This window comes from Streptomyces sp. NPDC003691, assembly GCF_053981115.1.
Window position 1 is genome coordinate 19,305 of sequence record NZ_JBSFNQ010000068.1, and the last position, 22,295, is coordinate 41,599.

12 protein-coding genes are annotated in these 22,295 nt (G+C 73.5%); 5 read left to right on the forward strand and 7 right to left on the reverse strand.

Annotation, left to right across the window (positions count from 1 at the left end; all coding sequences use genetic code 11):
* Positions 1-5 precede the first annotated feature (5 nt).
* Entirely contained in the window at positions 6-4,979 is a 4,974-nt protein-coding gene (locus tag ACWDR0_RS26160; protein WP_456354217.1) for an NAD-glutamate dehydrogenase, read from the forward strand.
* 209 nt (positions 4,980-5,188) lie between these two features.
* Here ACWDR0_RS26160 and ACWDR0_RS26165 read toward each other — a convergent pair whose 3' ends face one another.
* The 3 genes from ACWDR0_RS26165 to ACWDR0_RS26175 form a co-directional block, all read right to left on the reverse strand.
* Positions 5,189-6,424 (reverse strand): glycosyltransferase 87 family protein, encoded by a 1,236-nt coding sequence (locus tag ACWDR0_RS26165; protein WP_456354218.1) that lies wholly within the window; start codon positions 6,422-6,424, stop codon positions 5,189-5,191.
* A gap of 210 nt (positions 6,425-6,634) precedes the next feature.
* Positions 6,635-7,468, reverse strand: a complete 834-nt coding sequence (locus tag ACWDR0_RS26170) for an ABC transporter ATP-binding protein (RefSeq protein ID WP_456354227.1) — start codon at positions 7,466-7,468, stop codon at positions 6,635-6,637.
* 7 nt (positions 7,469-7,475) lie between these two features.
* A complete protein-coding gene (locus tag ACWDR0_RS26175; RefSeq protein ID WP_456354219.1) occupies positions 7,476-8,408 on the reverse strand; it encodes an ABC transporter permease in 933 nt (310 codons plus the stop codon).
* A 279-nt stretch (positions 8,409-8,687) separates the two neighbouring features.
* Here ACWDR0_RS26175 and ACWDR0_RS26180 point away from each other — a divergent pair, with 279 nt between their 5' ends.
* Entirely contained in the window at positions 8,688-9,308 is a 621-nt protein-coding gene (locus ACWDR0_RS26180) for a TetR/AcrR family transcriptional regulator (protein WP_456354228.1), read from the forward strand.
* A gap of 207 nt (positions 9,309-9,515) precedes the next feature.
* On the opposite strand, the gene ACWDR0_RS26185 is transcribed toward ACWDR0_RS26180, so the two are convergent.
* The 4 genes from ACWDR0_RS26185 to ACWDR0_RS26200 form a co-directional block, all read right to left on the reverse strand.
* Positions 9,516-10,421 (reverse strand): carbohydrate ABC transporter permease, encoded by a 906-nt coding sequence (locus ACWDR0_RS26185; RefSeq protein ID WP_456354220.1) that lies wholly within the window; start codon positions 10,419-10,421, stop codon positions 9,516-9,518.
* Positions 10,418-11,770: a carbohydrate ABC transporter permease gene (locus ACWDR0_RS26190; RefSeq protein ID WP_456354221.1), complete on the reverse strand. Its 1,353-nt coding sequence runs from the start codon at positions 11,768-11,770 to the stop codon at positions 10,418-10,420. The genes ACWDR0_RS26185 and ACWDR0_RS26190 overlap by 4 nt, the downstream gene beginning before the upstream one ends.
* 5 nt (positions 11,771-11,775) lie before the next feature.
* Positions 11,776-13,149, reverse strand: a complete 1,374-nt coding sequence (locus tag ACWDR0_RS26195; RefSeq protein ID WP_456354222.1) for an ABC transporter substrate-binding protein — start codon at positions 13,147-13,149, stop codon at positions 11,776-11,778.
* A 522-nt stretch (positions 13,150-13,671) separates the two neighbouring features.
* Positions 13,672-16,725, reverse strand: a complete 3,054-nt coding sequence (locus ACWDR0_RS26200; protein WP_456354223.1) for an FtsK/SpoIIIE domain-containing protein — start codon at positions 16,723-16,725, stop codon at positions 13,672-13,674.
* Positions 16,726-17,606: 881 nt separating this feature from the next.
* Between ACWDR0_RS26200 and ACWDR0_RS26205 the strand changes: the two genes are divergently transcribed.
* The 3 genes from ACWDR0_RS26205 to prfB all read left to right on the forward strand — a co-directional run bounded on the left by ACWDR0_RS26205 (position 17,607) and on the right by prfB (position 22,183).
* A complete protein-coding gene (locus ACWDR0_RS26205; RefSeq protein WP_456354224.1) occupies positions 17,607-19,406 on the forward strand; it encodes a protein kinase domain-containing protein in 1,800 nt (599 codons plus the stop codon).
* Positions 19,407-19,660: 254 nt separating this feature from the next.
* Complete coding sequence (locus ACWDR0_RS26210; protein WP_456354225.1) at positions 19,661-20,917, forward strand: serine/threonine-protein kinase; 1,257 nt, start codon at positions 19,661-19,663, stop codon at positions 20,915-20,917.
* A 159-nt stretch (positions 20,918-21,076) separates the two neighbouring features.
* Positions 21,077-22,183, forward strand: a complete 1,107-nt coding sequence (gene prfB / locus ACWDR0_RS26215) for a peptide chain release factor 2 (RefSeq protein ID WP_456354226.1) — start codon at positions 21,077-21,079, stop codon at positions 22,181-22,183.
* The last annotated feature ends 112 nt before the right edge of the window (positions 22,184-22,295 follow it).

The window sequence follows — 22,295 nt, forward strand, 5'->3', positions numbered from 1 at the left end:
AGGACATGCAGACCAAGCTGGACGAAGCCAAGGCCGAGCTGCTCGCACGGGCGGCACGGGTAGCGGGGAACGGTCCGGGCGGGGGTCACCACCAGGCCGGGCCGGAGCAGGGCGGGCGTCCCGACCAGGCGACCCTCCTCGCGTACCTCCAGCGCTACTACCTGCACACCGCGCCGGAGGACCTCACCGACCGCGACCCGGTCGACGTCTTCGGTGCCGCGCTCTCCCACTACCGGCTGGCCGAGAACCGTCCCCAGGGCACCGCGAGCGTCCGGGTGCACACCCCGACGGTCGAGGAGAACGGCTGGACGTGCAGCCACTCCGTCGTCGAGGTCGTCACCGACGACATGCCCTTCCTCGTGGACTCCGTCACCAACGAGCTGTCCCGCCAGGGCCGCGGCATCCATGTCGTGATCCACCCCCAGGTCGTCGTCCGCCGCGATGTCACGGGCAAGCTGCTGGAAGTGCTCTCCGCCGAGGCCCGCTCCGGCCGGGACCGGCCGCACGACGCGCTCGTCGAGTCCTGGATCCATGTCGAGATCGACCGGGAGACCGACCGCGCCGACCTCAAGCAGATCGCCGCCGATCTGCAGCGCGTCCTGTCCGACGTCCGCGAGGCCGTCGAGGACTGGGAGAAGATGCGCGACGCCGCGCTGCGCATCGCCGAGGACCTGACCGCCGAGCCGGTCGCCGGCGATATCGCGGGCCAGGAGGTCGACGAGGCCCGGGAGCTGCTGCGCTGGCTCGCCGCGGACCACTTCACCTTCCTCGGCTTCCGGGAGTACGAGCTGACCGACGGCGACGCGCTGGCCGCCGTCGCCGGTACCGGTCTCGGCATCCTCCGCTCCGACCCGCACCACAGCGAGGACGAGGCCCACCCCGTCAGCCCCTCCTTCAGCCGGCTGCCCGCCGACGCCCGGGCCAAGGCCCGCGAGCACAAGCTCCTCGTCCTCACCAAGGCCAACAGCCGCTCCACCGTCCACCGGCCGAGCTATCTCGACTACGTCGGGGTGAAGAAGTTCGACGTCGACGGCAATGTGATCGGCGAGCGCCGCTTCCTCGGGCTCTTCTCCTCGGCCGCCTACACCGAGTCGGTGCGCCGGGTGCCGGTGATCCGCCGCAAGGTCGCCGAGGTCCTCGACGGCGCCGGGTTCTCGCCCAACAGCCACGACGGCCGCGACCTGCTCCAGATCCTGGAGACGTACCCCCGCGACGAGCTGTTCCAGACCCCGGTCGACCAGCTCCGGTCCATCGTCACCAGCGTCCTCTACCTCCAGGAGCGCCGCCGGCTGCGGCTCTACCTCCGCCAGGACGAGTACGGCCGCTACTACTCGGCCCTCGTCTACCTGCCCCGCGACCGCTACACCACCGGCGTCCGGCTGCGGCTGATCGACATCCTCAAGGAGGAGCTGGGCGGCACCAGCGTCGACTTCACCGCCTGGAACACCGAATCGATCCTCTCCCGGATCCACTTCGTCGTCCGGGTGCCCCCGGGTACCGAGCTGCCGCACCTCACCGACGCCGACACCGAGCGCATCGAGGCCCGGCTGGTGGAGGCCGCCCGCTCCTGGGCCGACGGCTTCGCCGAGGCCCTCACCGCCGAACTCGGCGAGGAGCGCGCCGCCGAACTGCTCCGCAGCTACGGCTCCGCCTTCTCCGAGGGCTACAAGGCCGACCACTCGCCGCGCGCCGCCGTCGCCGACCTGGTCCACCTCGACGATCTGACCAGCTCCGGCCGGGACTTCTCGCTCTCCCTCTACGAGCCCGTCGGCGCTGGCCCCGGCGAGCGCCGCTTCAAGATCTACCGCACCGGCGAGCAGGTCTCCCTCTCCGCCGTCCTGCCCGTCCTCCAGCAGCTGGGCTGCGAGGTCGTCGACGAGCGGCCGTACGAGCTGCGCGCCACCGACCGCAAGAACGCGTGGATCTACGACTTCGGTCTGCGGATGCCCGTCCTCGGCAACGGCGGCAACGGCGGCGGCAACGGCGACTATCTCGCCGACGACGCCCGCGAACGCTTCCAGGACGCCTTCGCCGCGGTCTGGACCGGCGAGGCGGAGAACGACGGCTTCAACGCCCTCGTCCTGCGCGCCGGGCTGAACTGGCGGCAGGCCATGGTGCTGCGCGCCTACGCCAAGTACCTGCGGCAGGCCGGGTCGACGTTCTCCCAGGAGTACATGGAGAACACCCTCCGCACCAACGTCCACACCACCCGGCTGCTGGTGTCGCTCTTCGAGGCCCGGATGTCGCCCGGCCGCCAGAGCGCGGGCACCGAGCTGACCGACGGACTCCTGGAGGAGCTGGACGGCGCCCTGGACCAGGTCGCCAGCCTCGACGAGGACCGCATCCTCCGCTCCTTCCTCACCGTCATCAAGGCCACCCTGCGGACGAACTTCTTCCAGCGGACCGGTGACGGCGGCCACCACGGCTATGTGTCGATGAAATTCGACCCCCAGGCCATCCCGGACCTGCCCGCGCCCCGCCCGGCCTTCGAGATCTGGGTCTACTCGCCCCGCGTCGAGGGCGTCCATCTGCGATTCGGCAAGGTCGCCCGCGGCGGGCTGCGCTGGTCCGACCGGCGCGAGGACTTCCGTACGGAGATCCTCGGCCTGGTGAAGGCGCAGATGGTGAAGAACACCGTCATCGTCCCGGTCGGCGCCAAGGGCGGCTTCGTCGCCAAGCAGCTCCCCGACCCGGCCGCCGACCGCGACGCCTGGCTGGCCGAGGGCATCGCCTCCTACCGGACCTTCATCTCGGCGCTCCTCGACATCACCGACAATCTGGTGGCCGGGGAGGTCGTGCCGCCCGCCGACGTCGTCCGGCACGACGAGGACGACACCTATCTCGTCGTCGCCGCCGACAAGGGCACCGCGTCCTTCTCCGACATCGCCAACGAGGTCGCCGTCGCCTACGACTTCTGGCTGGGCGACGCCTTCGCCTCCGGCGGCTCCGCGGGCTACGACCACAAGGGCATGGGCATCACCGCCCGCGGCGCCTGGGAGTCAGTGAAGCGGCACTTCCGGGAGCTGGGCCACGACACCCAGACCGAGGACTTCACCGTCGTCGGCGTCGGCGACATGTCCGGTGACGTCTTCGGCAACGGCATGCTGCTCAGCGAGCACATCCGGCTGGTCGCCGCCTTCGACCACCGGCATATCTTCATCGACCCGGACCCGGACGCCGCCGTCTCCTACGCGGAGCGCCGCCGGCTGTTCGAGCTGCCCCGGTCGAGCTGGGCCGACTACGACACCAAGCTGCTCTCCGCGGGCGGCGGCATCCACCCCCGTACCGCCAAGTCGATCCCGGTGAACGCGCAGATGCGGGCCGCCCTCGGCATCGACGCGGGGATCGGCAAGATGACGCCCGCCGAACTCATGAAGGCGGTCCTCCAGGCCCCGGTGGACCTGCTCTGGAACGGCGGTATCGGCACCTATGTCAAGGCGTCCGGCGAGACCGACGCGGACGTCGGCGACAAGGCCAACGACGCCATCCGGGTCAACGGCGACGCACTGCGGGTCCAGGTCGTCGGCGAGGGCGGCAACCTCGGCCTCACCCAGCTGGGCCGGATCGAGTTCGCCCGCTCCGGCGGGCCCGAGGGCACCGGCGGCCGGATCAACACCGACGCCATCGACAACAGCGCCGGGGTCGACACCTCCGACCACGAGGTCAACATCAAGATCCTGCTCAACGGGCTGGTCGCCGACGGCGATATGACCGTCAAGCAGCGCAACGCCCTGCTCGCCCGGATGACCGACGAGGTCGGCGTCCTGGTGCTGCGGAACAACTACGCCCAGAACGTCGCCCTGGCCAACGCGGTCGCCCAGGCACCGTCGCTGCTCCAGGCCCACCAGCGGCTGATGCGCCGCCTCGGCCGGGACGGGGCGCTGGACCGGTCGCTGGAGTTCCTGCCGCACGACCGGCAGATCCGGGAGCTGCTGAACGGCGGCCGCGGGCTGAGCCAGCCCGAGCTGGCGGTCCTCCTCGCGTACACCAAGATCACGGTGGCGGAGGAGCTGATCGCGACCGGGCTGCCGGACGACCCGTATCTCGCCCGGCTGCTGCACGCCTACTTCCCCAAGCCGCTGCGGAAGAAGTTCGCCGAGGCCGTCGACGGGCACCCGCTGCGCCGGGAGATCATCACCACCGTCCTGGTCAACGACACCGTCAACACCGGCGGCTCGACCTTCCTGCACCGGCTGCGGGAGGAGACCGGGGCCTCCACCGAAGAGGTCGTCCGGGCCCAGGCCGCGGCCCGGGAGATCTTCGGCCTGGCCACCGTCTGGGACGCCGTCGAGGCACTGGACAACGAGGTCGCGGCGAGCGTCCAGACCCGGATCCGGCTGCACTCCCGCCGGCTGGTCGAGCGCGGCACGCGCTGGCTGCTGGGCAACCGCCCGCAGCCGCTCCAGCTCGCCGAGACCGTCGAGTTCTTCGCCGAGCGGGTCGCGCTGGTCCGCGGTGAGCTGCCGAAGCTGCTGCGCGGCGCGGACCTGGAGTGGTACCAGGGCATCATGGACGAGCTGACGTCCGAAGGCGTGCCGGAGGAGCTGGCGCTCTGGGTCGCCGGGTTCTCCTCGGCCTTCCCGACGCTGGACATCGTGGCCATCGCCGACCGCACCGGCCAGGAGCCGCTGGCGGTCGCCGAGGTCTACTACGACCTCGCGGACCGGCTGCGGATCACCCAGCTGATGGACCGGATCATCGAGCTGCCGCGGGCCGACCGCTGGCAGTCGATGGCGCGCGCCTCCATCCGGGAGGACCTGTACGCGGCGCACGCGATGCTCACCGCGGACGTCCTCTCGGTCGGCAACGGCGGCTCGACTCCCGAGGAGCGGTTCAAGGACTGGGAGATCGAGAACGCCTCGATCCTGGGCCGGGCCCGGGCCACGCTCGACGAGATCCAGGGTTCGGACACCTTCGACCTGGCGAACCTGTCGGTGGCCATGCGGACGATGCGCCAGCTGCTGCGTACCCACAGCTGACGTACGGCGTCGGCGTCACGGAGGTACCGCGTCACGGCGGTACGAGGGCCCGCTCCCGGTCGTCCGGGGGCGGGCTCTCGCCGTGCGGGAGCGGGGGTGCACGGCGGCGGGCGACGGCCCTCGCCGTCCGCGCGGGGGGTTCTACGGCGGCCGGGGCGGGTCCCGCCGTCCGGCCCCGGGGGCCGTACCGGTCGTACCGGTGATGCCGGTTACACCGCGGCCCGCCAGAGCGCCCGGCAGGCCAGGAAGGCGGCCGCCAGCAGCAGGGCGTTGCGGACCAGCATCAGGCCGCAGCCCAGCGGGGTCCCGGCGACCACGTCGTCGTAGTGCAGGGGGTACGCCAGGGCGCTGACGGCCGCCGCCGGGACCATCAGCAGCGCCGCCGGGCGCTGCACCGTGGTCCGGGCGGTCAGACAGACCGCGGCCAGCCCCAGCAGCCAGATCAGATACTGCGGGCTGATCACCCGGCTGGTGACGGTGAACAGCAGTACGGCGGTGAAGGCGGCGTCGTACGGGGTGGCCGGGCTCCACCGCCGGGCCCGGATCCGCCACAGCAGCAGCCAGCCGAAGGCGGCGGCCGTCAGGGCCAGGGAGAGCGCGGCGACGGAGGAGACGTACGGCCCGGTGAACTCGAAGGCGCCGTACCGGTATCCGACCTCGCCGGGCCAGCCCACCGCGCGGGCCAGCTGGAGCGCGGTGCCGCCGAGCGACTCGATCTGGACGCCCCGGGCGCTCTGCTGCCGCAGGAAGCCGAGGGTGTGGCTGAAGCAGAGGACGAGTACGGCGAGGAGCGCGACGGCCGTCGCGGCGGCCGAGCCCCAGGCGGCGCGGGTGCGCGGGCCCCGGGGGGTGCCCAGCAGGATCAGCGCCGGCCACACTTTGATCATGGCGCCGAGCCCGGCCAGCGCCCCGGCCGTCCCCGGGCTCCGGGCCAGGGCGAGCAGCCCGAGGACGGCGACGGCGGTGACGGGGACGTCGTAGCGGGCCAGGGGCAGGTTCAGCAGCAGCGGCAGCGCGCAGACCCAGAGCCAGGCGCCGGGGAGTCCGGCGCGGGCCAGGGCGCGGGTGATGGTCGCGTCGGCGGCCAGCACGATCACCACGAAGGCCTGGAAGTACGTCAGCCACGGCAGGGCGGCGGGGGAGAGCAGCACCAGCGCGGCGCCCGGCGGGTACTGCCAGGTGACGTCGTTCAGCGGGAAGGTGCCGTGCACCAGCTGCTCGAACCAGCCCCGGTAGAGGGTGTGCACCTCGCCCGCGACCCCGCTGTCCCCGAGCCGGTCGACGACCAGCAGGGCGAGCATTCCGGCGCGGGTGACGGCCCAGACTGCGGCCAGGGCGACGGTGTCCCGGGGCCCGGGGGCGTCGTGGTCGTCCGGGGCGCGCAGGGAGGGCCGGGGGGAGAGCCGGTGGCCGGCGGGCAGGGGGGTGATCCGTTGCGGAGTCATCGCCCGGTACATTAGTCCGCTTTGATGCGGTTGGTGAGGTTCGCCACCCTGGGGGGGCGGCCGGGCGGCCCGCCGGGCCGGGGGCCGGACCTGCGCCCCGGGCCGGACGCGCCCGGGGCCGGGGTCCGCTCGATGCGGTCCCCGGCCCCGGGTCCGGCCACCGGTCTCCCGGCCGGCCGTCGCTTCTGCCTCCCCCGTCCTCCGGGGCGGCTACTTCTTGCCGCTGGTGAAGGCCTCGTACGCGGCGACGACCTCCTTGGCGGGACCGTCCATCCGCAGGGTGCCGGCCTCCAGCCAGAGGGCCCGCTCGCAGGTCTCCGTGATGGTGCTGTTGCTGTGGCTGACCAGGAAGACCGTGCCGGCCTCCTTGCGCAGCTCGGTGATCCGGGCCTGGCTGCGGCGGCGGAACTTGGCGTCACCCGTCGCCAGCGCCTCGTCGATCAGCAGGACGTCGTGGCTCTTGGCCGCCGCGATCGCGAACCGCAGCCGGGCGCCCATGCCGGAGGAGTACGTCCGCATCGGCAGCGAGATGAAGTCGCCCTTGTCGTTGATCCCGGAGAAGTCGACGATGCCGTCGTAGGCCTGCTGGATCTCGTCGCGGGTCATCCCCATGGCGAGGCCGCCGAGGATGACGTTCCGCTCGCCGGTGAGGTCGCTCATCAGCGCCGCGTTCACCCCGAGGAGGGACGGCTGCCCCTGGGTGTAGACCCGGCCCTCGGCGGTCGGCAGCAGTCCGGCGATCGCCTTGAGAAGGGTCGACTTGCCGGAGCCGTTGGACCCGATCAGCCCGATGGCCTCGCCCTTGTACGCGGTGAAGGTCACGCCCTTGACCGCATGCACCTCGCGTACGCCCGGCGAGGGCTTGCCGGCCTTGCGGGCCTTGCGCTCCTTGCGGGAGATCATCCGGCTCAGGGCGGCGGTGGCACTGCCCCGGCCCGCGCGGCCGCCGTTCACCCGGTACTTGATGTGGACCCCGTCCACCACGACCGTCGGGACCCGCTCCGGGACCGAACCGGCCTGGGTCACTCGGTCCGCTGTCGTCATCAGGTTCTCAGCCACGGCCGTACCGCTCCTCCGCCTTCCAGAAGTACATGAATCCGCCCACCCCGAAGAGCGCGGCCCAGCCGAGGGCGACCGCCCAGACGTGCGGCGGCAACTGGGCCGAGGTGTAGCTGTCGATCAGTGCGAAGCGCACCAGGTCGATGTAGACCGCCGCCGGGTTGTACTGCAGGCCAAGCATGACCCACTCCGGCAGGTCATGGCCCCTCAGGACGGTGGAGATGCTCCACATCACACCCGACGAGTACATCCAGGTCCGCAGGATGAAAGGCATGAGCTGGGCCACATCGGGCGTGTGCGCGGAGATCCGCGCCACCACCATCGCGATACCCGTATTGAACACGGTCTGGAGCGCCAGCGCGGGCACGGCCAGCAGCCAGGCGGCCCCCGGGACCTGGCCGAAGCCCAGCAGGATCACGGCCAGGACGCCCAGGGAGAACAGCAACTGCTGGAACTGCTGGAGGGCCAGCGCGATCGGCAGGGACGCCCGGGGGAAGTGCAGCGCCCGGACCAGCCCGATGTTCCCGGTCACGGCCCGGGTGCCCGCCATGATCGAATTCGAGGTGAAGGTCCAGATGAACACCCCGGTGACCAGGAACGGAACGAAGTCCGGGACATTTTTGCTGGTGCCCAGCAGGATGCCGAAGATGAAGTAGTAGACCGCCGCGTTCAGCAGCGGGGTCACCACCTGCCACAGCTGCCCCAGCTTGGCCTGGCTGTACTGGGCCGACGTCTTGGCGGTGGCGAACGCGGTGATGAAGTGGCGCCGGGCCCAGAGCTGCCGTACATAGCCGGGCAGCGTCGGGCGTTCCCCGCTGACGGTGAGCCCATGGCGCAGGGCCAGCTCACTGGGGGATTCGGCACGGGCTCGCGAAGGACCCCCGATGCCCGTCGGCACCGGTGGGGAGATCGTCTGGCTGCTCACTCTGGTCGCTTTCGCCGGGGGCCGAGTGGTGGGGAAGGGGGACTGGCCGCAGGGGGCGGGACTGGGGGGACCTGACGGGACCGCGGGCGTACCGGGCGGGTACGCGCCGGACCGGGCCCGCCGGGCCCGGAACGGACCGCCGCTCCGCCGGTTGCCGTCCGCCCGCCGGTGGGGGCGACGGGGGAACCGTTTGCGTGACGACGGGACGGGTCCGTTTCGTCGCTACGGCGAGACTAGGGCGTATGTGCGTCGCAACGCAACCGTTTCGTCGTGACGGGTATGCTCCTCGCCATGACCACCGACCCGGACCCGCGACCACGACGCGCGCCCGCGGGTGCCGCAGTGCTCCGCGAGGAAGTGACGGAGGCGATCCGCGCCGCCGTCTTCGAGGAGCTGGCCACGGTCGGCTTCGCCCGGATGTCGATCGAAGGCATCGCGCGCCGCGCGGGAGTCGGCAAGACGGCCGTCTACCGCCGCTGGAAGTCCAAGCTCTCCCTGGTCGTGGACCTGCTTTCGGCCTTCGCCGTACAGGGTCTGCCCGCACCGTCCACGGGTTCGCTGTACGGGGACGTACGGGCGCTGCTGGAGGTCGCCTCGCACGCCATGCGCCACCCGGTGGCCTCGCAGATCATCCCGGACCTGATCGTCGAGTCCGCCCGCAGCCCGGAGATCGCCGACGCCATCAAGGCCGCGCTCGTGGACAGCCAGCGGGGCATGGCGTCGGCGATCGTGCGGGAGGCGGTGGCCCGCGGCGAGCTGCCGCCCGGCACCGACGCCTACCGGCTGCTCGATGTGACGGTCGGCCCGCTGTACTGGCGGCTCGTGGTGGTGCGGGAGAAGCTGCCCAAGGGCTATCTGGACGTGCTGGCGCGCGGGGCGGTCGCGGCGCTGAAGGTCTGACGCGGGTCCGCGTCCGGCTGCGGAGCCCGGCTTCGGCCCGGGGGGTACGGGTACGGGGCGGCCCGGAGCCCGTACGGCCCCGGCCCGCCCTCGTACGGCCGCCCTCGTACCCGTTCCCCGTACCGCCGCCCCCGGAGGCGTACGGCCCGGAACACGCACGGTGCCTCCGGAGACGTACCGCCGCCGCCCCGGAAGGCGTACGGCCGGCTACTTCACCGCCCCGGCCATCACCCCCGACACGAACTGCCGCTGGAAGGCGAAGAACACCACCAGCGGGACGACCATCGACAGGAACGCGCCCGACGCGAGTACGTCGATGTTGTTGCCGAACTGGCGGACCTGCCGCTGCAGGGCGACCGTCACCGGCGCGCTGTCGGTGTCCGCGAAGATCAGCGCGATCAGCATGTCGTTCCACACCCACAGGAACTGGAAGATCCCCAGCGAGGCGATGGCGGGCCCGCCCAGCGGGAGCACCACCCGGGTGAAGAGCCGCAGCTCGCCCGCGCCGTCCAGCCGGGCCGCCTCCAGCAGCTCGCGCGGGATCTCCGCGAAGAAGTTCCGCAGCAGGAAGATCGCGAACGGCAGTCCGAAGGCGGTGTGGAAGAGGATCACCCCGAGGGTGGTCTCGAAGATCCCGATCGTCCCGAACAGTTCGGCGACCGGGACCAGCGCCACCTGCACCGGTACCACCAGCAGCGCCACGACCAGCAGAAAACACCAGTCACGGCCGGGGAAGTCCAGCCAGGCGAAGGCATAGCCCGCCAGCGAACCGACGGCCACGACCAGCACCGTCGACGGCACGGTGATCATGACACTGCTGAGCAGGGAGTCGGTGATCACCTCGTTCTCCAGCAGCTTCCCGTAGTTCTCCGTGGTGAGCTGCGCGGGCGCGGTGAACACCGACCACCAGCCGTCGGCCGCGATATCGGCCGGACTGCGCAGCGAGGACACCAGCAGCCCGACGGTCGGCAGCAGCCAGAACAGACCGGCCAGGACCAGCAGCACCCGGACCCCGCCGGAGGCCGCCCGGGCCGCGATCCGGGTCCCGAGCGGCCGCCGGGCCGGAGCGCTCCCGGCGGTGGTGCCCGCTGTCCGCGGGCGCGTCGCCGTCATCGGCGGCCCTCCTTCCGCATCCGCCGGATATTGACCACCATCACCGGCACCACCAGCAACAGCAGCAGTACCGCGATGGCGCTGCCGACGCCCGGATCGGCCGCCGTACCGAAGGACGACCGGTACAGCTGGAGCGCCAGCACATTGGCGTCGTCCTGCGCCGAACCGGGCGCGATGACGTACACCAGGTCGAAGATCTTCAGTACGTTGATCATCAGGGTGACCAGTACCACCGCCAGGACCGGTGCCAGCAGCGGCACGGTGATCCGCCGGAAGACCTGCCATTCGCCCGCCCCGTCGACCCGGGCGGCCTCCAGCAGCTCCCGCGGCACGCTCGCCAGCCCGGCCGCGATCAGCACCATCGCGAATCCGGCCCACATCCAGACATAGCTGCCGATGATCGCCGGGGTGACCAGTGAGGGCCCCAGCCAGCTCACCCCGTTGTACGCCTCCCGGAAGTTGGCCGCGGGCAGCCGCAGCACCGCGCCCGCGGCCTCCGGCGGCAGGGTGAACACCCCGTCCGCCCCGGCCCGGGCCGACGCCACCACCTTCCCGTCCTTCACCGCCTCGATCCGGAGGCCCTTCAGGCCCAGCTCCCGGGCGTCGGCGACATTGGGCTTCCCGCCGCCGCCCCGGGTGAAGTCGAGCCACGCCGTACCGGTGATCGCGCCGTCCGCGGCCGGGGCCGGGGTCCGGGCCGGCCGGGCGTCCGGCGGCATGTCCCCCGGCGGCACCCCGACCAGCGGCAGCAGTACGGGGGTCCCCGCCGACACCGGAGCCCGGGTGACGAACGCCCCGCCGCCGCCCGGCTCCAGCGGATGCACCGGCAGCGGCCTGGCCCGGGGGAAGGCCGAGGACTCCGTGAAGGTGTCGTGGACCCCGACCCAGACCGCGTTGGCCAGACCGCGGTCCGGATCCTGCTCGTACACCAGCCGGAAGATGATGCCCGCGGCCAGCATCGAGATCGCCATCGGCATAAAGACGACCAGTTTGAACGCGGTTCCCCAGCGGACGCGTTCGGTGAGCACCGCGAAGATCAGCCCGAGGGCGGTGGTCACGGCCGGCGCGACCACCACCCAGACCGCGTTGTTCCGCACGGCAGTGAAGATCGCCTCGTCGGTGAAGATCTCCCGGTAGTTGGCGAACCCGGCGAAACCCGTGCCCGCCCGGTCGAAGAAGGAACGGTGCACCGAGTACCCGATGGGGTAGACCACGAGCGCGCCCAGCAGCACCAGCGCCGGCAGCAGAAACGCCGCCACCAGTGCCTTCCGGGTGCCGGTCACGCTCTTGCGCGGACCCGCGGGGGGCGCCGGCCGGGCCGGGCCCCCCGCCTGCACTGCGGAGGACACCCGCCTCAGCCCGCGTACGCCTTCGCGGCGTCGGACTCCAGTTTCGCCTGGATGCCCGCGATGTCCTTCGGGTTCTTCAGAAAGTCCTGGAGCAGCTTCCACAGCCCCTTGCCCGGGGTGCCGCCGAACGCCTGCGGCATCTGGTCCGACATATCGAACCGGACGTCGTCGCCCGCCGCGATCAGCGCCTTCGCGATATCGCGCTGGACGTCGCTCGGATACGCCGCCGGGTCCAGCGCCTTGTTCGGCGAGAGGAAGCCGCCCGCCGCGGCCTGGATACGGGCCGCGTCCGGCGAGGCGAGGAAGGTGAGCAGGGCCTGCGCGCCCGCACTGTCCTTCAGCGCCACCGCCGCGTCCCCGCCGCTCACCACCGGGGCCGCGGACCCGGCCGCCGGGAACGGGAACACCTTGGCGTCCGTGCCGATCTTCGCCTTGGTCTCGCCGATGACGACGCCCACGAAGTCGCCCTCGAAGACCATCGCCGCCTTGGCCCGGTCGCCCCCGGTGAAGGTCTGGCTGACCGACGCCGGGAACTCGGTCTGCAGCGCGCCGTCCGCACCGCCCGCGATCAGCTCGGGCCTGCCGAACAGCTCGGCGAGGGTGGTGAGGGCCCGGGTGACCGTGGGGTCGGTCCACTTGATGCCGTGCTCGGCGAGCTGGTCGTACTTCGCCGGGCCCGCCTGGGAGAGATAGATGTTCTCGAACCAGTCGGTGAGGGTCCAGCCGTCGGCGCCCGCGACCGAGACGGGGGTGGTGCCGGACGCCGACACTGTCTCGGCGGCGGCCAGGAACTCCTTCCAGGTGCCGGGCGGCCGGACGCCCGCCGCCTCGAACACCGCCGTGTTGTACCAGACCAGCGACTTGTTGGCGGCCTTGTAGTAGACGCCGTACTGCACGCCGTCGACCTGGCCCGTCTGCTGCCAGCCCGCGGAGTAGTTCTTCGCCAGCTGGGCTTTTGCGGCCGGGCCGACCGGTTTGGCCCACTTGCGCTCCACGGCCTGGCGGATGGCGCCGGGCTGCGGGAGCAGCGCCACGTCCGGCGGGCTGCCCCCGGCTATCTTCGTCCCGAGGAAGTTGACGATCGGGTCCTGCGCGGGCACGAACGTGACCTCCGCGCCGGTCCGCTTCTCGAACTCGTCGAGGACCTTGACGAAGTTCTCCTGCTCCTTGCCGCTCCAGACCGCGGCGACCTGCACGGTCTGCCCGTTCAGCCTGGGGAGTTCGAGCGCGGCCGCGGAGTCCGGGCCGCTGCTTCTGCCGGTGTTCTTTCCGGTGTCCTTGCCCTTGCCGTCGTCGTCGCCCTTGTCGTCACCGCAGCCCGCGACGGTGAACGCGAGGACGACGGCGCAGGCCACCGTCGCTTTCACGGTCTTGCTCATGCGGAGAGGTGTATGCATCGCTGCCCCGTTCTCTCGCTCGGCACTGACACGTTGCGTGTCAGGTCTATGCCTGGGGCGGGGGGCCCGCAATCCGTCGCGCGGAGCGGACACCCCTTTCGTGATTCCTCTGTGACGTGATGTCAGGGCAAACGTCGTCGCCGTGAAGGAAGCGGGTTGTTCCGGGGCGGGAAGGGTGGGGTCGGGGCGAAGGAACGGCGCGGGAGCGGTCGGCGGTTCGGGGCTGCCGGGTGGTACGGGGGAGGGCCGGGGCACTCCGTGCGGAAAGCGGTCCGGTGAGGGACGGTCGCCCGGGGCGGGCCGGTCCCGGGACACGACGGCCCGAGGGGCGGGCCGGGTGCCCGGGGCATGACGGCCCCGGGAGCGGGCCGGGTTCTCGACAGGACGGCCGAGTCGTCAAAACGCCGGGGTCTTCACGCCCCTCCCCGGCCCCCTTAGGACACCCCGGCCCCTCACGACACCCCGGCCCTCACGATGGACGGCTTCTCACGACGGCACGGCTTCTCACGACGGCACAGGGGAGAGCGGCGGCAGCGGGACCGCGTCCACCGAGCCCGCCGCCCGTTCCAGCGCACTCGCCAGCAGCGCCAGGTCCGTCGGCCCGTTGCCCAGCTCCCGGACCGGTCTGCGGGTCGGCGGATCCCCCATCCGCTCCCACTCCAGCGGGACCACGGTGGGCCGCTGGGTCGCCGTCCGCGGAATACGCCCGGTGACCCGGCCGCCCTGGAACTCCGTCACCCGGCCGTCCGGATGGCCGAGTCTGCCGCGGCCCGGCAGCACCGCGTCCGGCCCGGTGGCCTGCGCGGGCGGCGGCGGGTCGAGGACGGCACGGAGCCCTGCGGAGCGTGCCAGCGCCGTATCGGCCGTACGGTCCGGACGGGCGGAGGCGGCGACCAGATGAACCCCCAGCCGCTCGCCGTCCCGTGCCACCGCCTCCAGCGCCCGGACGACGGAACCGGCCGCCGGGCGGCCCGTGCTGCCGAGGGCCGGGGCGACCAGGGCGTCGAAATCGTCCACCAGCACCACCAGCCGGGGCAGCGGGCCGGGCACGGGAGCGGGCCGCGTACGGCCGCCGGGGCGGAGCCGGAGCGTACTGCTCGGCGGGGATTCGAGATCGCCGCGGCCGGCCGCGGCCCCGGGGTGGAGCGTGCGGGCGGCCGTACGCGCTCCGGCGGAGCCGCCGCCCTGCTCGGCGGGGCTCGGTGACCGGGGGGCCACCACCCGACCGGTCTGCCGCGGCGCGGCGGTACGGTCCGGGGCGGCCCGGCGGGCGTGCCAGTCGGCGAAGTCGGTGCCCGCCAGCAGCTCCGCCCGCCGCTTCAGCTCGGCGCCCAGCGACTGGGCGAAGGTCCGCATCCGCACCGGGTCGCTGGCCGGCAGATGGTCCATGACATGCGGCAGGTCCGTGCAGGCGGCGAGCCCGGCACCGCGCTCCCCGCCGCCCGCGCCGTCGACGAGCAGCAGCCCCAGATGGTCCGGGCGCCCGGCGGCGGCCAGCGAGGCGGCGACCGAGCGCAGCAGCTCAGTACGGCCGCTGCCGGGCGGTCCCTCGATCAGCAGATGCGGACCCTCGGCCGTCAGATCCACCGCCAGCGGGCCGCGCGGCCCGGCGCCCAGCACCGCGACCGGCGCGGGCGCGTCCCCGGTGGCCGCCCAGCGGGCCATCAGCGAGGCGGGGGTGGCCCGGGCCAGGCCCAGCTCGTCCAGCAGCCGGGAGGAGCGGGGCAGCGCCACCGCCCGGGCCGCGCCCCGGGCCCCCGCCGGCTCGTCGGTCTCCTCCGTACGCAGCGGGGCGAGAGCCCGGGCGAACCGCTCGGCCCAGGCCGCCGACACCGCGTCCACCACGGCGGAGACACCCTGCCCCGAGGGCAGCCCGCCGGAGGTCCGCAGTACCCGCAGGGCGGTCGCCACATCCCCGCTGAGCATGCCGACCGCCCCGCACTCGCGGAACGGCAGCGAGGCCGCGCAGGCCGTCTCGTACACCGCGGCGACCGGCGCCGCCGGGGAGGCCGCGGGCGTCTCCGCCAGCACGATCAGATGGATCCCGGCGGCCCGGCCCGCGCCCGCCAGCCGGGCCGCGGTCTCCCGCAGGGCGGCCGACCCGGGGTCGCCGTCGACGATCACCACCGAACGCGGTCCTTCGTACCGCGCGGCGGCCGACGCCAGGGCGGCCGGGTCGGCGCTCGGCCAGCCCGGGCCCAGCGGGCCGTCGTCCAGCCTGCGGGTCAGCTCGGCGGTACGGGCGGCCGCCTGGTCGCGGTCGTACGCCAGCAGCAGACGGCAGTCCTGGCCGTGTCCCGGGCGCAGATGGGGCAGCCAGCCCAGCCATGCCCACTCGGCACGGCGGGCCTCCAGCGGGCGGTTCCGGTCGGCGGAGATCAGCACGATCTCCAGATCGGCGGGCGCGTGCAGCACCGCCGCCTGGGCGACGGCCCAGCGGGCGGCGCCGGAGAGCCGGGCCCGCGGACCGGCGAGGCCCAGTGAACCGGCCTCCCGCAGCCCGACCGTGACCGGCACGGACGGCAGACCGTCGCGGTCGGTGGTGCCCAGCCGGAGCACCAGGGACTCCGGGTGGCCCGGGTCCCGCTCCCACAGCCGCGGCCCGGGGCCCAGGGCGGTCAGCAGCAGGGCGGCGGGGTCCGGCCGGCTCTCGGAGACGGCGCGGGCGGGCGGCGCGTCCGCCGCGCCGGGCCCGGCCGGGGGCTGCTCGCCGCCCGGGTCGCGGTCCTTGAAGCGGCGGGCCCAGGCGCCTATGCCGCCCTTGCGGCGCGCTCCGGCACCGGCGGGCTCCGGCTCCGGCTCGGGCTCACGGTCCGGCGCGAACGCGGGTGGTGTCGGCGGAGGCGCCGGGGCGGGGGCTTCCGCCGCGGGCACCGGGTCCCCGGGCACCGCCGCGTACACCCCGGGGGGACGGGCCGGGACCCGGAGGTGGCCCTCCCCGTCGGAGGAGGTCGGCAGCGGCTCCGGCAGGGCGCCGGGGGCGGTCAGCCGGAGCGTGGACTCGCCGAGCCGCAGCAGCGCGCCGGGGCGCAGGGCGACCGGCCGCTCGCCGACGGCCCGGCCGTCGAGGGTGGTGCCGTTGGTCGAGCCGAGGTCCGCGACGGTGACCCGGCCGTCGTCCGCGACGGTGACCGCGCAGTGCAGCCGGGAGACGTCCGGATCGTCCAGCGGGACATCGGCGTCCGCCGAGCGGCCGATACCGACGGGGCCGCCGTGCAGCAGATGGACCCCGCCCGCGTCCGGCCCGGAGACCACATGGAGCTGCGGCTCCGCTCCGGCGTCCGACGGGCCCTCGGCACCGGGCGACTGGAGCGACAGCACCGCGCCGTCCACCAAGGGCGGCTCGCCCAGGGTCCGGCGCTGGGCGTCCAGCTTCTCCCCGCCCGCGTACAGCACGGCGGGACCGGAGGCCTCGGGCCCCGCGACGGCCGCCGCCAGACCCGACGCCACGGCGGCCAGCGCGGTCCCCGCCGGAGCGGTGACCAGCACGTCGCACGCCCGCGCCCCGCCCGTGGCCTGCCCGCCGCGCGGCGCGAGAACGGTCAGCCGGATCTGCATCGCCGTCAGCAATCCCTTCTGCACGGATGCCGGCGGGGAAACCGCCTCGTCACCCCACCCGGCCGGTCGGCACGCCCGGGGCTCCCCGCCCCGCGTACGCGTGCTGGGGGAATCCTCGCACCTGCTACTGACAACACGCCCGGGTATCGCCAAGAAGTGATCATGATTGGTCCGCTCCGGCCGGAAAAATGCGTGGTTACGCACTCAACCGGCCGCCGCGACCCGGCCCGGAGCGCCTCGGGGGCGCCCCTGGGCGGGGGTGCGGGCGCCCTTGCGCCCCGGCGGGCGGACCGGTCCGGTCGCACGGGACCGCACGGGACCGCACGGGCCCGGGCGAGCCCGGACGCTCGCCGCGGCCGCGCCGGGCCGGTCGCCCCGGGGCGGCTGTGCGGGGCGGGTTCCTGCACGGCGGCGGTACGGGCACCTGCGCCCCGGCCGGTCGGGCCGTGGCCCGACCCGGCGGCGCGCGGCCGCAGGCGCGGGGGAGTTTCCGGCACCGTGGAACGGAGTACCGGGGGCTGAACCGGCGGCGGCGCGGGCAGCCCCGGTCGCACGGGCCCGGCGGGCTCCCGGTCCGCTCCGGGCCCGGGCCGTGCCTTCGGGCCACGGGCCGTGTCCGGCGCCGCGGCGGGGGAGGTCACAGCGGGTGGCCGCAACCCCGTGAGGCCCGGTCGCGTCTTGCACTCGAACGGCGTGCGTACGCGGCCGGGGGATTCCGTTCCCGTACCGGCCCCGCGACGCCTGTGGACAACCGAACGTCATATCGGTCGGCCCCACTAAAGTGGGTCGGAACGCCGACCTTCCGGCGGCCCGGACCCCGGGGAAGCCGGGGACCCGGTGCCGGACCGGGCAAGGACCACGATCAGCAGGGAGCGCAAGACGTGCGGCCTGTAGGCAGCAAGTACCTCCTGGAGCAGCCGCTCGGGCGCGGAGCCACGGGCACCGTCTGGCGCGCCCGGCAGCGGGAGACCGCCGGGGCCGAAGCGGCCGTGCCCGGCCAGCCCGGCGAGACCGTGGCCATCAAGGTTCTGAAGGAGGAGCTGGCGAACGACGCGGACATCGTCATGCGCTTCCTGCGCGAGCGCTCCGTGCTCCTCCGCCTGACCCACCCGAATATCGTGCGGACGCGTGACCTCGTCGTCGAGGGTGATCTCCTCGCCCTGGTGATGGACCTGATCGACGGCCCCGACCTGCACCGGCAGCTGCGGGAGAACGGTCCGTTCACCCCCGTTGCCGCCGCCCTGCTGACCGCCCAGATCGCCGATGCCCTGGCCGCCAGCCACGCCGACGGCGTCGTCCACCGCGATCTGAAGCCCGCGAACGTCCTGCTGCGGACCGACCCCGACGGGCAGCTGCACCCGATGCTGACCGACTTCGGGATCGCCCGCCTCGCGGATTCGCCCGGCCTCACCCGTACCCATGAGTTCGTCGGTACGCCGGCCTATGTGGCGCCCGAATCCGCCGAGGGCCGCCCGCAGACCTCCGCCGTCGACATGTACGGCGCGGGCATCCTCCTCTACGAGCTGGTCACCGGCCGTCCGCCGTTCGCCGGCGGTACCGCCCTCGAAGTGCTGCACCGGCACCTCAGCGAGGAGCCCCGGCGCCCCAGCACCGTGCCCGAGCCGCTCTGGACCGTCATCGAGCGGTGTCTGAGCAAGGAGCCCGGCCGCCGCCCCAGCGCCGAGAACCTCGCCCGTGGCCTGCGGGTCGTCGCGGCCGGAATCGGGGTCCACTCGACCCCCGCCCAGATCGACGCGGCCCTCGGCGTCGGCGCGCTGCTGGCGCCCGACCCGTCGCCGACTCCCGTCCCGGAGACTCCCGGCGCCGCCGACCCCACGCAGGTGCTGCCGCACAACGGCGCCCCCGCCGGATACGACCCGTCGGCGGCGACCAGCGTGCTGCCGCACACCTCGGGACCGGCGGGCGCCGCCGATGCCACGAGCGTGCTGCCGCACACCGGTGCCGCCGACCCCACGGCCGTGATGCCGCCGGTGCCGCCGCGCCCGGACGGGCAGCCCGGCGCCCCGGGGCCGGAGGACCCGCACCCCTGGCAGTCGCAGTTGCGGGCCGCCCGCGACCGCAACGAGCAGACGCAGGTCCAGTACCTCGACCCGGGTGAGGACCCGCTGCGCCGCAGGCCCCAGCGGCAGCCCCTGCAGCCTCAGCGGCCTCCGCAGGGCCCGCCGCACCAGGGGCACCCGCAGGGCCCGCCCCAGCACCAGCAGCAGTACGCGCCGCAGCCGTATCAGCAGCACCAGCCGCCGCAGCGGCAGCAGTACGCGCCCCCGCCGCCCCCTCCGCAGCAGGTGCAGCCGTACTCCCCGCCCCAGCAGCCGCAACAGCCTCAGCAGCCCCAGCCCCCGGCACGGCAGCCGCGTGAGCCCCGCCCGCCGCGGCAGCGCAGCTCCAGCCCCATGCGGATCCCCGGTCTGGGTTGTCTGAAGGGCTGCCTCTTCTCCGTGGTGATGCTCTTCGTCGCGGGCTGGCTGGTCTGGGAGCTGACTCCGCTCCAGGACTGGGTGGCCCAGGGCAAGGGCTACTGGGAGGCGATCGGCGACGGCGTCGCCAAGGTCTCCGACTGGATCTCCGATCTGGCGGGCGCCGCCGACAGCGGTTCGGGCTCGGGCACCGAGACCGGCACCAGCTCCGGTACGGGGTCGAACCCGGGCACCGGCGGATAGCCCCGGCACGGGGGCGGGTTCCGGCCGCCGGCGCGCGGTCCAGGACCCGTCCCCGCTGCCCCGGGACTCGTCCCGATCACCGCCGAATCTCTTTATCGACTTCCCCAAGGGTGAAATCAGCCGCGGTTCTCCCCGGTATGTCCGGTAATGGATGCCGAATTTCCCCCGGGAGGGCGTTGCCGGGCGCCATCCGGGGCACATCCGCCCCCGTCAGCCGCGTACGTTATGGGCAACGCCAGCTTCTGGGAGCAGTCTTGGCACGGAATATCGGCAGCCGGTACACGGCCCATCAGATTCTCGGACGGGGCAGCGCGGGCACGGTCTGGGCCGGGGAGGGCCCCGAGGGGCCCGTCGCCATCAAGCTCTTGCGCGAGGATCTCGCCGCCGATCAGGAGCTGGTCGGCCGCTTCGTCCAGGAGCGCACGGCCCTGCTCGGACTCGACCACCCCCGGATCGTCTCCGTCCGCGATCTCGTCGTCGACGGCAACGACCTCGCACTGGTCATGGACCTCGTCCGCGGTACGGATCTCCGCACCCGCCTCGACCGGGAGCGCCGGCTGGCCCCCGAGGCCGCCGTCGCGATCGTCGCCGATGTCGCCGACGGGCTGGCGGCCGCCCACCGCGCCCAGGTGGTCCACCGGGACGTCAAACCCGAGAACATCCTCCTCGATATGCAGGGACCGCTCGGCCCGGCGGGTTCCCATCCGGCGCTGCTGACCGACTTCGGTGTGGCCAAGCTGATCGACACGGCCCGGCGCACCAAGTCCACGAAGATCATCGGCACTCCGGACTATCTGGCGCCCGAGATCGTCGAGGGGCTGCCGCCGCGCGCCGCCGTCGACATCTACGCCCTCGCCACCGTGCTCTACGAGCTGCTCGCCGGGTTCACCCCCTTCGGCGGCGGCCACCCCGGGGCCGTACTGCGCCGCCATGTCACGGAGACCGTCGTCCCGCTCCCGGGCATCCCGGACGAGCTGTGGCAGCTCATCGTCCAGTGCCTGGCCAAGGCCCCCGCGTCCCGGCTCCGCGCGTCCGAGCTGGGCACCCGGCTCCGTGAGATCCTGCCCGGCCTCGCCGGGCTGCCCCCGCTGGACGTCCGGGACGTCGACGGCCCCGACGACGGCGCCGAAGGCGACGGTCCGGCCACGCTGCGGTACGAGGACGGTACGGCGGAGCCCGCCGCGGCCGCGCCCCGCCGCCGGGGAGCGGTCCCGCTGGTTCCGGGCGCCGCCCCCGCGGACGCCAACCGCGACACCCACACCTCCATGCGGGTCCCCGGCCCCGACGAACTCTCCGGCGGCGCCCACGGCACCGCCCGCGCCCCCCGGACACCGGGCCAGCGCCGCCCCGGCTCCGCCCGGAACAAGGGCAGCCGCCGCTCGGTCCGGATCCGCCGCAGGGTCGCCGTGCTGCTGCTGGCGGTGGTCCTGGGCGTCGGCGGCTGGCTCGCCACCTCCGACGCGGACGCCACGCCGCACCCGCCGGTCCCGTCCCCCGGGACACCTCGCTAGCCCGCGGGACCCGCCCCGGAACACCCCGCACCCGGCCGGCCCGCGCCGGTCCCCGGACCCGCCCCCGCCCCTGCCGCGGCCCGCCCCGGTACCGGCCCGGCGGGCCGGTGCCCGACCTGGCGGCCCGGGTCGGCGCGCCCAGCCGTTACGCTTGGACGCGTGGCAGTCGTCGATGTATCCGAAGAGCTGAAGTCCCTCTCCGCGACCATGGGGTCGATCGAGTCCGTTCTGGACCTCGACAGGATCAGGGCAGACATCGCCGTGCTCGAGGAGCAGGCCGCGGCCCCGTCCCTGTGGGACGACCCGGAGGCGGCGCAGAAGATCACCAGCCGGCTCTCCCACCTCCAGGCGGAGCTGCGCAAGGCCGAGGCCCTGCGCGGCCGGATCGACGACCTCGAGGTCCTCTTCGAGCTGGCCGAGGCCGAGGACGACGCCGACACCCTCGCCGAGGCCGAGACCGAGCTGGGGGCCGTCCGCCGGGCCGTCGAGGAGATGGAGGTCCGCACCCTCCTGTCCGGCGAGTACGACGAGCGCGAGGCCCTCGTCAACATCCGCGCCGAGGCGGGCGGCGTCGACGCCTCCGACTTCGCGGAGCGCCTCCAGCGGATGTACCTGCGCTGGGCCGAGCGCCACGGCTACTCCACCGAGATCTACGAGACCTCGTACGCGGAGGAGGCCGGCATCAAGTCGAGCACCTTCGTCATCAAGGCCCCCTACGCCTACGGCACCCTCTCCGTCGAACAGGGCACCCACCGCCTGGTGCGTATCTCGCCCTTCGACAACCAGGGCCGCCGCCAGACGTCGTTCGCCGGTGTCGAGGTGCTGCCGGTCGTCGAGCAGTCCGACCATGTCGAGATCGACGAGTCCGAGCTCCGGATCGACGTCTACCGCGCCTCCGGCCCCGGCGGCCAGGGCGTCAACACCACCGACTCCGCCGTCCGGATCACGCACATCCCGACCGGCATCGTCGTCTCCTGCCAGAACGAGCGCTCCCAGATCCAGAACAAGGCGAGCGCGATGAACGTCCTCCAGGCCAAGCTCCTGGAGCGCCGCCGCCAGGAGGAGCAGGCCAAGATGGACGCCCTCAAGGGCGACGGCGGCAACTCCTGGGGCAACCAGATGCGTTCGTACGTCCTCCACCCCTACCAGATGGTGAAGGACCTCCGCACCGAGTTCGAGGTCGGCAACCCGCAGTCGGTCCTCGACGGCGAGATCGACGGCTTCCTGGAGGCCGGCATCCGCTGGCGCAAGCAGCAGGAGAAGTAGCAGCCGGGGCCGGTCCCCGTCCGTACACGAAGAGCGCCGACCCGACGGGTCGGCGCGCGTCGGGTTTGTTGCCATTTATTAATCCAGCAATCACGTAATTTTTAAAGGAGAA

Excerpts from the sequence above, each read along its gene's own strand:
- ACWDR0_RS26160 (WP_456354217.1), top strand. The coding sequence starts at position 6 with ATGCAGACCAAGCTGGACGAAGCCAAGGCCGAGCTGCTCGCACGGGCG.
- ACWDR0_RS26165 (WP_456354218.1), bottom strand. The coding sequence starts at position 6,424 with ATGACTCCGCAACGGATCACCCCCCTGCCCGCCGGCCACCGGCTCTCC.
- ACWDR0_RS26170 (WP_456354227.1), bottom strand. The coding sequence starts at position 7,468 with ATGACGACAGCGGACCGAGTGACCCAGGCCGGTTCGGTCCCGGAGCGG.
- ACWDR0_RS26180 (WP_456354228.1), top strand. The coding sequence starts at position 8,688 with ATGCTCCTCGCCATGACCACCGACCCGGACCCGCGACCACGACGCGCG.
- ACWDR0_RS26185 (WP_456354220.1), bottom strand. The coding sequence starts at position 10,421 with ATGACGGCGACGCGCCCGCGGACAGCGGGCACCACCGCCGGGAGCGCT.
- ACWDR0_RS26195 (WP_456354222.1), bottom strand. The coding sequence starts at position 13,149 with ATGAGCAAGACCGTGAAAGCGACGGTGGCCTGCGCCGTCGTCCTCGCG.
- ACWDR0_RS26200 (WP_456354223.1), bottom strand. The coding sequence starts at position 16,725 with ATGCAGATCCGGCTGACCGTTCTCGCGCCGCGCGGCGGGCAGGCCACG.